General features: G+C 52.9%; 11 protein-coding genes and 1 tRNA gene. 6 read left to right on the top strand and 6 right to left on the bottom strand.

Annotated features, from left to right (window positions below; all coding sequences use genetic code 11):
• The first annotated feature begins 1 nt into the window (after position 1).
• Positions 2–1,591, top strand: coding sequence for a microcin C ABC transporter ATP-binding protein YejF (yejF, locus tag M8Q36_RS14140; protein ID WP_249881288.1), 1,590 nt, complete (start codon positions 2–4; stop codon positions 1,589–1,591).
• 1 nt (position 1,592) lies between these two features.
• Here yejF and M8Q36_RS14135 read toward each other — a convergent pair whose 3' ends face one another.
• From M8Q36_RS14135 to rsuA, 3 genes are all read right to left on the bottom strand, one after another.
• On the bottom strand, positions 1,593–1,937 hold the full coding sequence (locus tag M8Q36_RS14135; protein ID WP_200550382.1) for a YejG family protein: 345 nt from the start codon (positions 1,935–1,937) through the stop codon (positions 1,593–1,595).
• Positions 1,938–2,273: 336 nt separating this feature from the next.
• Positions 2,274–3,467 carry a Bcr/CflA family multidrug efflux MFS transporter gene (locus tag M8Q36_RS14130; RefSeq protein WP_249881287.1) on the bottom strand — a complete coding sequence of 398 codons (1,194 nt, stop codon included), beginning with the start codon at positions 3,465–3,467 and terminating at the stop codon, positions 2,274–2,276.
• 14 nt (positions 3,468–3,481) lie between these two features.
• Complete coding sequence (gene rsuA, locus M8Q36_RS14125; protein ID WP_249881286.1) at positions 3,482–4,189, bottom strand: 16S rRNA pseudouridine(516) synthase RsuA; 708 nt, start codon at positions 4,187–4,189, stop codon at positions 3,482–3,484.
• A 149-nt stretch (positions 4,190–4,338) separates the two neighbouring features.
• Between rsuA and radD the strand changes: the two genes are divergently transcribed.
• Both radD and rplY read left to right on the top strand, forming a co-directional pair.
• Complete coding sequence (gene radD / locus M8Q36_RS14120) at positions 4,339–6,099, top strand: DNA repair helicase RadD (RefSeq protein ID WP_249881285.1); 1,761 nt, start codon at positions 4,339–4,341, stop codon at positions 6,097–6,099.
• Positions 6,100–6,222: 123 nt separating this feature from the next.
• On the top strand, positions 6,223–6,507 hold the full coding sequence (gene rplY, locus M8Q36_RS14115; RefSeq protein ID WP_065370493.1) for a 50S ribosomal protein L25: 285 nt from the start codon (positions 6,223–6,225) through the stop codon (positions 6,505–6,507).
• Positions 6,508–6,735: 228 nt separating this feature from the next.
• Here the strand turns inward: rplY and yejK are convergent, their stop codons facing one another.
• On the bottom strand, positions 6,736–7,743 hold the full coding sequence (gene yejK, locus M8Q36_RS14110) for a nucleoid-associated protein YejK (RefSeq protein ID WP_200550378.1): 1,008 nt from the start codon (positions 7,741–7,743) through the stop codon (positions 6,736–6,738).
• 133 nt (positions 7,744–7,876) lie between these two features.
• Between yejK and M8Q36_RS14105 the strand changes: the two genes are divergently transcribed.
• The 3 genes from M8Q36_RS14105 (at position 7,877) to M8Q36_RS14095 (ending at position 10,036) form a co-directional block, all read left to right on the top strand.
• The gene (locus M8Q36_RS14105; RefSeq protein WP_017458551.1) at positions 7,877–8,104 is read left to right on the top strand and encodes a YejL family protein; all 228 of its coding nucleotides are present in this window, start codon (positions 7,877–7,879) and stop codon (positions 8,102–8,104) included.
• Positions 8,105–8,122: 18 nt separating this feature from the next.
• Entirely contained in the window at positions 8,123–9,883 is a 1,761-nt protein-coding gene (gene yejM, locus M8Q36_RS14100; RefSeq protein WP_249881284.1) for an LPS biosynthesis-modulating metalloenzyme YejM, read from the top strand.
• Between the two features lie 76 nt (positions 9,884–9,959).
• Positions 9,960–10,036, top strand: a tRNA-Pro gene (locus tag M8Q36_RS14095).
• A 94-nt stretch (positions 10,037–10,130) separates the two neighbouring features.
• On the opposite strand, the gene M8Q36_RS14090 is transcribed toward M8Q36_RS14095, so the two are convergent.
• Positions 10,131–11,087 carry a DUF2786 domain-containing protein gene (locus M8Q36_RS14090; protein ID WP_249881283.1) on the bottom strand — a complete coding sequence of 319 codons (957 nt, stop codon included), beginning with the start codon at positions 11,085–11,087 and terminating at the stop codon, positions 10,131–10,133.
• 288 nt (positions 11,088–11,375) lie between these two features.
• Entirely contained in the window at positions 11,376–13,031 is a 1,656-nt protein-coding gene (gene mqo, locus M8Q36_RS14085) for a malate dehydrogenase (quinone) (RefSeq protein ID WP_249881282.1), read from the bottom strand.
• Between the last annotated feature and the right edge of the window lie 225 nt (positions 13,032–13,256).

The raw sequence follows: 13,256 nt of genomic DNA, 5'->3' as shown, positions 1-13,256 counted from the left end.
AATGGCGACTCCCCTGCTCTCTGTCGATGCGCTGAGTATTGCCTTTCGCCAGCGTGATACGCTACATCCTGTCGTCAATGACCTCTCCTTACGGATTGAGGCGGGCGAAACGCTGGCGCTGGTGGGCGAATCCGGTTCCGGTAAAAGCGTTAGCGCGCTATCGATCTTGCGCCTGCTCCCTTCACCGCCGGTGGTTTACCCTTCCGGCGATATCCTGTTTCATGGCGATTCGTTATTGCATGCCAGCGAAAGAACCCTGCGCGGCGTGCGCGGTAATAAAATCGCCATGATTTTCCAGGAGCCGATGGTCTCCCTGAACCCGCTGCATACGCTGGAAAAACAGCTCTATGAAGTGCTCTCGTTGCATCGTGGCATGCGGCGTGAAGCGGCGCGGGCAGAAATTCTTGATTGCCTGGATCGCGTGGGCATCCGCAACGCGCGCGCACGTTTGGGCGATTTCCCGCATCAGCTTTCCGGCGGTGAGCGCCAGCGCGTGATGATCGCAATGGCGCTGCTCACGCGTCCCGAACTGCTGATTGCCGATGAGCCGACGACCGCACTTGATGTCTCCGTGCAGGCGCAAATCCTGACGTTATTGCGCGAGCTGCGCGATGAGCTGAACATGGGGCTGCTGTTTATCACCCACGATTTAAGCATTGTGCGTAAGCTGGCGGACAATGTGGCGGTGATGCAAAACGGCCGCTGTGTCGAGCAAAACAGTGCACAGACCTTGTTCAGCGCACCGACACATCCGTATACGCAAAAGCTGCTCAATAGCGAGCCCAGCGGCGAACCCGTCGCCCTTCATCCCGATGCACAGCCCTTGTTACGGGTTGAAAATCTCGCCGTTAACTTCCCAGTCCGCAAAGGGATCTTTAAGCGCGTGGTGGATAACAACACGGTGGTGAAGGACATTAGCTTTACGTTGCGCCCCGGCGAAACGCTCGGTCTGGTGGGGGAATCCGGTTCGGGGAAAAGTACCACCGGCTTAGCGTTGCTGCGTCTGGTGGCCTCGCGCGGGACGATCCTGTTTGATAATAAACCGCTGCATCAATGGAACCGCAAGCAGATGCTGCCGGTGCGCCATCGCATTCAGGTGGTCTTTCAGGATCCGAACTCGGCCCTGAACCCAAGGCTGAATGTGCAGCAGATTATCGAAGAGGGGCTGCGGGTGCATCACCCGGAGCTTTCGCGTGAACAGCGCGAACAGCGTGTGATCGAGGTGATGCGTGAAGTCGGGCTGGATGCCGAAACGCGGCACCGCTTCCCGGGTGAGTTTTCCGGCGGCCAGCGCCAGCGTATCGCTATCGCCCGCGCGCTGATCCTCAAGCCCGAGCTGATTATTCTCGACGAGCCGACATCATCGCTGGATCGCACGGTGCAGGCGCAAATTCTCGCGCTGCTGAAAGCCTTACAGGAAACCTACCGGCTGGCGTACATCTTCATCAGCCACGACCTGCAGGTTGTGCGCACCTTGTGCCATCAAGTGATTGTGCTGAAAGAGGGTGAAGTAGTGGAGCAAGGAGAGTGCCGGCGTGTGTTTGATGCGCCTGCACAGGCGTATACACGCCAGCTTCTGGCATTAAGCTAAATCAGAAAGGATTTTGTCCTGAGAAGGGTTCCGCGATGGCAACGCCGAAATTTTTCAGGCGGCACGTCGCGGCAAATTCATCCTCGCAGTTGACGAACAGGCACGGTTCCCCTTCGCACTCAAGCACGGAGCAATTCACTTCGATATCGCTCAGCGCCTGGCTGAGCTTGTGCATGACGGGCCATGCGTTGTCGCCATCCGGACTCAACAGTTTTAAGGCGACAAGCGTGTCGTCCGCTGACTGACCATTTTGCGGAATCGGTTCAACTTTGGCACCTGCAAAACCATCTGACCAGCGATAGCACTGGGGCAGACGGTGGATGATGGAGAGCTGTAATGTATTCACGTTCTTTCCCCGGAAGTACTTTTACTTCACAAATATTTCACACTTATATTAACACACTATTGACAATTCATCCTGTCAACCACACAGAAATGACGGCATCCCGCGCGGCGTGTGGGGTAGTCACTCATTTATTCAGGATTTTATGGGTAAGCGACAGACCCGGTTTCGGGGTATATGTACCCGTTTCTGCGATCTAACTCAACCTTTTTCACTACAATGATGTGACTTTTTACACGAATAGATTTTACATAAAATAAACAAATGCGTGTAAAGGTAAGTTGTTTCTGGTTGACATGTATCAAAAAAGGGAGCGTTTCTGCTCCCTATTCAGGTGGGTTATGCCGATTTTTTCGCCCGGCTGGCGTAGAGATAGAAGAGAATCGAGCAGGTAGCGCAGAAGGTAATTGACCAAATCATCGGCCAGGCGGTGTTAAAGGTCGCCATCGACAGCAGCGCACCCACAATGGCGCCAATGCCAAAACGGAACGTCCCCGCCAGTGATGATGCCGTGCCCGCCATGTGCGGAAACTCATCCAGGATCACCGCCATCGCGTTTGAAGCCACCAGCGCAACGCAGCCGACAAACGCCGCAACGCCCAGCACCAGCGACCAAAAACCGACATCCAGCAGCGCCGTCACTACCATCCACAACGCCATGGCAAATTGCACCCACAGCCCGCTGCGGAACATGTTTAAGGCACCAACACGGCGAACGATGCGGCCATTAATCATCGTCGTCACAAACAGGAACACGATGTTCAGCGCAAAGTAGTAACCAAAGTCCTGCGGTGAGATATGGTTAATTTCGATATAGACAAACGGCCCGGCGCTGAGAAAAGAGAACATACCGGCAAAGCTGAAACCGCTCGCCAGCATATAGCTCAGTACGCGTTTATGGCGAAACAGCGACGCGAAGTTACCAAGCGTGGTGCGGAAATGGAATTTTTGCCGTTTTTCAACCGGAAGCGTTTCGCGGATAAAAAAGACAATCATTGCCGAGACCAGCAATGCGGCAATCGCCAGGATCCAGAAAATGGCGTGCCAGTCGAACCAGACCAATACCGCGCCGCCAATCATCGGGGCCAGCAGCGGCGCAATGGTCGTCACCAGCATGACAAACGACATCATGCGGGAGAACTCTTCACGTGGGTAAATATCGCGCATCAGCGCGTTAATCACCACGCTTGCCGCTGCCGCCGCAAGACCATGAAAAAAGCGCATGGTAATCAATTGCTCAATGCTCTGTGCCAGGGCACAGGCAACGGCAGCGGCGGCAAAAACCAGCGTGCCGCCGAGAATGACCGGCTTACGCCCGATGCTGTCGGCCATCGGCCCGTATAACAACTGACCGACCGCAAAGCCCAGAATATAGGTACTCAGCGTCATCTGCGCGCTGCCCGCCGGAACGCCAAACTGTTCGGCAATCACCGGCAGCGCAGGCAGATACATATCGATGGATAACGGCATCAGCATGGCCAGCAGGCCAAGAATAAACACAATGCTCAGTGATGAGTGTGGCCTGCGGGTCACGTAAATCTCCTGAATTAGCGGGGTGGCATGCCAACGCTGGCAATTTCGTCTTCGGTTAATGGCCGGTATTCGCCCGGTTCGAGATCCGCGTCAAGCTCAATCGCACCGATGCGCTCACGGTGCAGGCCTACTACATGGTTGCCGACGGCGGCGAACATCCGTTTGACCTGGTGATAACGCCCTTCGCTGATGGTCAGACGCACTTGTGTTGGCGTGATAACTTCCAGCACCGCAGGCTTGGTGAGATCTTTTTCATTATGCAACTGTACGCCACGGGCAAATTGCTCAGCGGTGTCATCGGCCACCGGCGATTCAAGCGTCACCAGATAGGTTTTTTCGCAGTGATGGCGCGGCGAAGTAATGCGGTGCGACCATTGACCATCGTCAGTCATCAATACCAGACCGGTGGTATCAATATCCAGGCGCCCCGCCGCGTGCAGCTTATGCGCCACCGGTTCATCAAGGAAATAGAGTACCGTCGGATGATCCGGATCGTCCGTCGAGCAGACGTAACCTTCCGGTTTGTGCAGCATAAAGTAGCGTGGGCCATTCTGCTGAACGAGCGAATTACCGTCGTATTCAACCTCGTGTTCGGGTTGCAATTTAAAGGCGGTGTCTCTGACGATCTCACCATTGACCGTAACGCGCTGGCCGCGGATTTCACGCCCGGCAATAGCGCGGCTGACGCCGAGTTGCTGAGCGATAAACTTATCAAGTCGCATGAAATTTTTTTGCCTGTATGGTGCTGGGTGCGGGCAATGCGCCCGAAAACAGAAATGAGTACCCAAACAGTATAACGAGCATCATAGACCGCTCAAAGGAAAGATTCGTGGCATACTGTGCAGTGTGAATGTGTAACCCCTGCGAGATAATGACTTTTACCTTACGCCCCTATCAACGCGAAGCCGTGGATGCCACCCTCGCCCACTTCCGTCAACATGCCGAACCTGCAGTCATTGTACTGCCCACCGGTGCAGGAAAGAGCCTGGTTATCGCCGAACTGGCGCGGCTTGCGCGCGGGCGTGTATTGGTGCTGGCGCACGTTAAAGAGCTGGTAGCGCAAAACCACGCGAAATATGTCGCGCTTGGGCTGGAGGCCGATATTTTCGCCGCCGGGCTTAAAAGCAAACAGAGCCACGGCAAAGTGGTGTTTGGCAGCGTTCAGTCCGTTGCGCGTAATCTGCCGCAGTTTCAGGGCGAATTTTCCCTGCTGGTGGTCGATGAATGCCACCGCATTGGCGACGACGATAACAGCCAGTATCAGCAAATCCTCAGCCATTTGCGCGAAGTGAACCCTCATCTGCGTTTGCTGGGCCTGACGGCGACACCTTTTCGCCTCGGTAAAGGCTGGATTTACCGCTTTCATTATCACGGCATGGTCCGCGGTGATGAAAAAGCGTTGTTTCGCGACTGCATTTATGAACTGCCGCTGCGCTACATGATTAAGCACGGCTACCTGACCCCGCCGGAACGGCTGGATATGCCGGTAGTGCAGTACGATTTCAGCCGTTTGCAGACGCAAAGTAATGGTCTTTTTAGCGAAGCGGATTTGAACCGCGAACTGAAAAAGCAGCAGCGCATTACGCCTCATATTGTTAGCCAGATTGTCGAATTTGCACAGACGCGCAAAGGGGTGATGATTTTTGCCGCCACAGTCGAACACGCGCGCGAGATAACCGGCTTGTTACCTGCCGATGATGCGGCGCTGATCACCGGTGACACCCCCGGTTCACAGCGTGATGCCTTAATCGAAGCCTTCAAAAATCAGCAATTTCGCTTTCTGGTAAACGTAGCGGTACTGACAACAGGCTTTGATGCGCCACATGTGGATTTGATAGCTATTCTGCGCCCGACCGAATCCGTCAGTCTGTATCAGCAAATTGTTGGTCGCGGCCTGCGCCTCGCGCCGGGAAAAACTGACTGTTTAATCCTTGACTACGCAGGCAACCCGCACGATCTCTACGCCCCGGAAATCGGTGCGCCAAAAGGTAAAAGCGATAATGTGCCGGTGCAAGTGTTCTGTCCGGCGTGCGGTTTTGCCAATACCTTTTGGGGAAAAACCACCGCCGACGGCACGCTGATTGAACATTTTGGTCGCCGTTGCCAGGGCTGGCTGGAAGATGATGACGGCCACCGCGAACAGTGCGATTTCCGCTTTCGCTTTAAAAACTGCCCGCAATGCAACGCAGAAAATGATATCGCCGCCCGCCGTTGTCGTACCTGCGATACGGTGCTGGTCGACCCGGACGATATGCTAAAAGCGGCGCTGAAACTGAAGGATGCGCTGGTGCTGCGCTGTAGTGGTATGACGTTGCAACAGGGCGCGGATGATAAAGGCGAATGGCTGAAAATCACCTATTACGATGAGGATGGCGCGGATGTCAGTGAGCGCTTCCGCCTGCAAACCGCCGCGCAACGCACCGCCTTTGAGCAACTCTTTATTCGCCCACACACTCGCACGCCAGGCGTGCCACTGCGCTGGATTGTCGCGGCGGATATCGTGGCGCAGCAGGCGTTGTTACGCCACCCTGATTTCGTCGTCGCGCGGATGAAAGGCCAGTACTGGCAAGTGCGGGAAAAAGTGTTCGATTATGAAGGGCGTTTCCGGCGGGCACATGAATTACGGGGATAAACGCGCTTTTGATTGATGTATCGAACATTCAGGGATAGAATACCGCCCGCTTTTGCATCCGCAAAGCCGATCATCTGCCTGTTGCTGGGTCGCCTGTAACAGGATTATTTAAGAGAGATTCAAATGTTTACTATTAACGCAGAAGTACGTAAAGAGCAGGGTAAGGGTGCGAGCCGCCGCCTGCGCACAGCGAACAAGTTCCCGGCTATCGTTTACGGTGGAACTGAAGCGCCAATCGCTATCGAACTGGATCACGACAAACTGTGGAACATGCAGGCGAAAGCTGAGTTCTATAGCGAAGTTCTGACCATCGCTGTTGATGGCAAAGAAGTAAAAGTGAAAGTTCAGGCTGTACAACGTCACCCGTACAAAGCCAAACTGAACCACATCGACTTCGTTCGCGCTTAATCGCCGACAAGTTGAAGAAACCCCGCTCCGGCGGGGTTTTTTTTATGCCCGCTCGCTATCGATAAGCGGCTGGCCCGCCCATACGCGAATCGTCCTCTTTCACTGCCAGCTCGCATTTAAGCTGGTTGAGCAATGTTCGCGCGCAGTAATGTGAAATCGATACCCGGGTTAAGGGCTCCCGTGGGGGCGTAAAACAGACAACCTGCCCACACGGGCAGGTTCAGAGGATCACTTCCCGCCGGACAAACGGCGTTGCAGCTGGTCGCGCAGATTCGGCGGCGTACCTTTAATGGTCAGCGTATCGGTCGCCGGATCCCAGAAAATGCGCTCACCGAGCAGTAAAGCATCGAAATTGATGGTCAGGCCACCACCGCTACCGGCATATTTAGTCAGCTGACGCAGCGTGCTGCGATCCGCCGGGAAGCTCTCTTCCAGTTCGTAGCCCTGACCTGCAGTAAACTCCTCGAAACTGACTTCGCTCACGCCAGCCAGTTCTTTGGAGAGCGAGGCCAGTTCAATCTCTTCGCCCGCCTGCAACTGCTCGTTACAGTAGGTGTAAACCTGCTGGCGCACCGTCTGGCGTTCTGATTTGTCCAGCTCCGCCTGGGCGGTAAAATCGTCCACCGCTTGCAACAACCCGCGGTTCTGCGCTTTGGCGTTCAGCCCTTCGCTAGCCCCGAGGAAATCCATAAAGAAGTCGGCGACTTTTCGCCCTACCCGGCCTTTCAGAAATGTCAGGTAGCGGGTCGACTCCGGATTGGTTTCCCACTCCGTGAGATCGATACGCGCGACAATATCCGCATGGTTAATATCCAGATAGTGTGTAGAGCTGATATCCAGATGTTCATTAACACGCATGCTGCTTAAGTTGTTCAGCACCGCGATCAGCAGATATTCCACCGCCAGGTAACGGTAGTGGCAGAAAAGCACAATACCGCCATCAGCGAACGGATATTTTGCCAGTTCATCACGTAAGCGCCCGGTTGCCGCACGGCTGAAGGCCAGAAACTCTTCTTCACCCTGGCGCTGAAGACGCAGCGCTTGTGCCAGCTCGCTCTCATCATTAAACAGGCCGTAGGCTTTATTTTTCGCACTGTAAACCCGGTGTAATTCAGCGACCATCTCTTCGACAGGCGCGGTGGGTTCCAGCAAAGAATCGCGCAGCACCAGTTCGAGGGTTTGCTCATCACGTTTGATAAGCTGGTGCAGGGCAATCTGGTTGATGTCCAGACTCATGATAAACTCTCCTTTTAGACCGGCGGTATTCAACCACCACCAACGCGACTGTGCAACTGCTGATAAAAAAGCAGAAAAAAAGCTGTTGCTACGGTAATATGTTGCCCTTTCATGAACAGACTGATTTCGATTTATGCCACAAATCTCCCGCTACAGTGATGAACACGTTGAAAAGCTTCTGAGTGAGCTGGCTAACGTACTGGAAAAACACAAAGCACCGACCGATCTATCCCTGATGGTGTTGGGCAATATGGTGACGAACCTGATTAACACCAGCGTCGCCCCCGCACAGCGTCAGGCTATCGCGAAGTCTTTCGCGCAGGCGTTACAATCGTCCATCGGCGACGACCAGGCGCATTAAGGGAAATAGCGACAGTTTATGGTGACCAATCGTCAGCGCTACCGTGAAAAAGTCTCCCAGATGGTAAGCTGGGGGCACTGGTTCGCGTTGTTCAACATTCTGTTGTCCATCGTGCTCGGTAGCCGTTATCTGTTTGTTGCCGACTGGCCGACCACCCTCTCCGGGCGTATTTATTCCTACCTGAGCGTGGTCGGGCATTTTAGTTTTTTGGTGTTCGCCACCTATCTGCTGGTGCTGTTTCCACTGACATTTATTGTGATGTCCCAGCGGCTGATGCGCGTGCTGTCCGCGCTGCTGGCAACCGCTGGCATGACGCTGTTGCTGATCGACAGCGAAGTGTTTACCCGTTTTCACCTGCATCTCAACCCGATCGTCTGGGAACTGGTCATTAACCCGGACCAGAACGAAACCGCGCGCGACTGGCAATTAATGTTTATCAGCGTACCGGTGATCCTGCTGATTGAGATGTTGTTTGCGACCTGGAGCTGGCAGAAACTGCGCAGTCTTACCCGGCGTCGCCACTTTGCCAAACCGTTGGCCGCTTTTTTCTTCGTCGCCTTTATTGCCACTCACGTGATGTACATTTGGGCCGACGCCAATTTCTATCGCCCCATTACCATGCAGCGGGCGAATCTGCCGCTCTCCTACCCGATGACCGCGCGTCGTTTTCTGGAAAAACATGGGCTGCTGGATGCGCAGGATTACCAGCGTCGCCTTGTTGAGCAAGGCAACCCGGAAGCGGTATCGGTACAGTATCCGCTAAGTGATTTGCGTTACCAGGATATGGGTTCCGGCCAGAACGTATTGTTGATTACCGTCGACGGTCTCAACTATTCACGTTATGAGAAACAGATGCCGCAACTGGCGAGCTTCGCTCAGCAAAACGTCACATTTACGCAGCATATGAGTTCTGGCAATAGCGCTGACGGCGGCTATTTCGGCCTGTTTTATGGCATCTCGCCAAGTTATATGGATGGCGTGCTGTCGGCGCGTATTCCGGCGGCGCTTATTACCGCTTTTAACCAGCAGGGTTATCAACTCGGGCTGTTCTCTTCCGATGGTTTTAGCAGCCCACTCTATCGCCAGGCGCTGCTATCTGATTTTTCGCTGCCTGCGGCAAAAGTGCAGAGCGATGAGCAAACCGCCGACCAGTGGATTAGCTGGCTGGGGCATTATGCGCAGGAAGATAACCGCTGGTTCTCATGGATTTCGCTAAACGGCACAGCGTCCGTTGATATGTCGCAGCCAGGCTTCGCCCGGAAATATGGCAAAGCGGCGGCCAGTGTCGACGATCAAATCGCCCGCGTGCTGGATGCCCTGCGCGCCTCCGGTAAGCTTGATGACACGGTGGTGATTATTACCGCCGGACACGGCGTTCCGGAAAGCAAAGAAGATAATCATTTTGACTGGTCACGCAGCCGGTTACAGGTGCCGCTGGTTGTGCACTGGCCGGGGACGCCGGCACAACGCATTAGCAAGTTAACGGATCATAAAGACATCATGACCACGCTGATGCAGCGCCTGTTGCATGTCAGCACGCCGGCAAGCGAGTATTCACAAGGACAGGATCTGTTTACCGCCACGCGCCGTCATAACTGGGTAACCGCTGCGGATAGCGACGTACTGGCGATTACCACGCCGGAATTGACGCTGGTGCTGAACCAGAATGGGAATTACCAGACCTGGAATGCGCAGGGTGAGAAAATTCGCGATCAGAAACCGCAACTCAGTTTGCTGCTGCAGGTTCTGACGGATGAAAAACGTTTTATCGCTAACTGATTGATTAATTATGAATCACTCAGCGTGCCCTTAGCTTGCAATCAGCTATGAAAAGGGTACTATTAGCGCCACACGTCGGCACGTAGCGCAGCCTGGTAGCGCACTGTCATGGGGTGTCAGGGGTCGGAGGTTCAAATCCTCTCGTGCCGACCAAAAAATCCCAGGAAAACCAACCCATTGCGGTTGGTTTTTTTTGCCTGCGATTTGCCCAAGGTAAAACATGTGGCTTGTTACTAAAAGCAGGCTATTACGAAGCGTCAACCACCGTGCAATTGACAACACTCCCGCCCTGATAGGTCAGTTTGAATTTTTGTCCGACTCCTGGAACGGATTTGTCCGGCAAAGAGAGCGAATAGCCATCAGGTAGAATGTGCGTTGACTCTTCAACCAAAAAATTATTGATATCTACTTTCCATTGTGGGCTAAATATATTACCGTGAGCATTCACACAATCCGCTTTTAAATTATATATTCCTTTGCGCCCATATGAGCCTTGCGCGGTAAGTTTGCTATCCATAGAATTGTCATCGAATTGATCAAATATATTCGCTTTCTTATTCTGGTTACTATCTTGCGGCTGCTCTGTTTTACGTTTAGCGGTGGGTTTAGCTGCCGAGATTTGGATCTGTTTTTGAAGCGCAGCTATCTTTTCATCTTTATTGTCTAGTTGTAAGCGCAACGCATCAATACTCTCGTTCATTGAATTATTCGCAGCAGCACCGCCAAAAACATAACCACCAACAGAGGCTACTCCTGTTAATAAAATCAGGGTCTTTACCCAACCGCGCAAGTCGCTCAGCTTTTCGCCTTGCCGTTTTATGGTTTCCTGCGCCGCAGCCGCAGTCGGGCCCAATACGTTTAAATGTGCCTCGTATTCTTGCGAGATACGGTGCCATTTTATAGCAAGTTCCTTGGCTTCACGCAGATCAGCATAATTGCCTCCGCCTTTTCTGGCAGCGTCTAACTCACGCTCCAGGCGCAAGGTGGCATGGCGCATACTTTCACATGTTTGTTGCAAATCAGCATATTCAGATCTCAGTAATTCCAGCTCGGCATTCCGTTCATCTTTCGAGGCCAAAAAGTCTTTCGGATTCAGTCCCTCTTTCTGCATGCTGCTGGCAGCCATTTTAAGTGCCTGTGCCGCTTCATTTGCGCTTGAATTATTCAGTGCTGAACTAATCAGCTTATTTATTTTAGAGGTCATTATGTTTACCTATAGAACAATCCTGTTCATATTTATCGCACCGTCTTGAAAGACTGGCGATTCTAACAGGAAAACGCCACGACTTAAGCCATATATCAGGAATATCTGAATCGTTAATTTTTATTTCTCGTTGAAATTATTTAGGATCAATATTAATTATAGTGAGAAGTAATTGCAGGCAGAAAACGATTAACTACTTCTTCCACGTGAAATACCAACGTAATTAATCTGCTTTATACATAAAAAAATCCCGGCGATTTTGCCGGGATTTTCATTTTGCAAAAGCATTTACAGCGCGATATCCGCAACCTGCTCGCCATCGTTGTGCGGCTGTGTTGTCGGTTTTTGCACCGGCGGCGTAATATCTGCCACCAGCGACTCGTCGCATTTCAGGCCGAGGATCTCGCTGGTGTAGCGCAGCTCCTGGTCGGCGGCTTCAATATTGCCATTCAGCTCGGTGCCAAAAGAGGGAATAATCTCTTTCAGTTTTGTCTGCCAGGCATCAGAAGCGAAATGCTCAGCGAACACTTTCTCCATCAGCTCCAGCATGATTGGCGCTGCTGTTGAGGCGCCTGGTGACGCGCCAAGCAGCGCAGCAATAGTGCCCTCTTTATCGCTCACAACTTCGGTTCCGAGACGTAAAACACCGCCCTTGCCCGTTTCGCGCTTAATAATCTGCACGCGCTGACCCGCCTGCCACAAACGCCAGTCCTCTTTCTGCGCCAGCGGATAGTACTCGCGCAGCGCATCGAAGCGGTCGTCCTCATTTTGTAGCACCTGGTTAACCAGATATTTCACCAGGCTGAAGTTGGTCATCCCCACGGTCAGCATTGGCAGAATATTCGACGAGTTAGTCGAACGCAGCAGATCCCACAGAGAACCGTTTTTCAGAAAACGCGTCGAAAACGTGGCGAATGGCCCGAACAACAGCACGCGTTTGCCATCGATAATGCGCGTATCAATATGCGGTACCGACATGGGCGGCGCGCCCACGGTGGCCTGGCCGTAGACTTTCGCCAGATGGTGATTGACCACTGCCGGGTTTTCCGCCACGAGGAACTGCCCGCCAACCGGGAAGCCCGCATAGTCTGCTGCTTCCGGAATTCCGGATGCCTGCAACAACTTCAGCGCGGCGCCACCGGCACCAATAAAAATAAACTTCGCCTTGATGACCTGTTCCGCGCCGGTTTGCAGGTTATGCAGCGTCACATTCCAGCTATTATCAGCATTGCGTTTGAGGCCGCGCACTTCAGTGCCCAGTTGCAAAGCGAAGTTCTCTTTTTTCTGCAATGAACCAATCATCTGGCGCGTCAGTTCGCCAAAGTTCACATCGGTGCCGATTTCGGTACGCGTGGCGGCAATTTTTTGCCCGGCATCGCGCCCTTCCATCACCAGTGGTGCCCACTGTTTGATCTGTTCGGCATCTTCGGAATAGCGCATACCGCGGAACAGGGAACACTGCTGCAACGCTTTGTAGCGCGCACGCAGGAAGTTCACGTTATCGTCGCCCCAGACGAGGCTCATATGCGGCACGGTATTAATAAATGAACGCGGTTCGCGCAACACACCGGTTTTCACCTGATGCGCCCAGAACTGGCGAGAGATACGAAAGGCTTCGTTGATTTCAATCGCTTTTTTAATACTGACAGAGCCGTCCGCGCTGCGTGGGGTGTAATTCAGTTCCATTAAGGCGGCATGCCCGGTTCCGGCATTGTTCCAGCCGTTCGAGCTCTCTTCCGCCAGGGCATCCAGCCGTTCCACCATAGTAATCGACCAGGTGGGTTCGAGATCCTGCAACCAGGTTCCCAACGTGGCGCTCATGATCCCACCACCGATTAAAAGCACATCTGTTTCCTGCTCTTTCGATGCGGACATTTTTGCTGCTTTTGAGACAGCATTAAGCCCGACAGCCATCGAAAACAGCCTGGCAGTCATTTTTTTCATGATGATATTGCCTTACTTTTAGTGCTGCTTTATTCGCATTTATTGAGGGTAAAGTAGTTAGCACCCCTAACGTAGCACTTAAAAAGTGAGATTTAAATAATGTTTAAACATTAAATATTCATTGTATTAATGTTACTAATAAGTTGATTTTTTGCATTATATTTAACACTTATTGCTGGTCACTCTGCTCGGAAATCTGCTATCATCCCCCGCTTTGCCGAATGC

Source organism: Kosakonia sp. R1.Fl (genome assembly GCF_023516815.1).
Classification (GTDB): domain Bacteria; phylum Pseudomonadota; class Gammaproteobacteria; order Enterobacterales; family Enterobacteriaceae; genus Kosakonia.
Note: the sequence above shows the minus strand (reverse complement) of the source record. Positions and strands in the feature narration are given on the sequence as shown.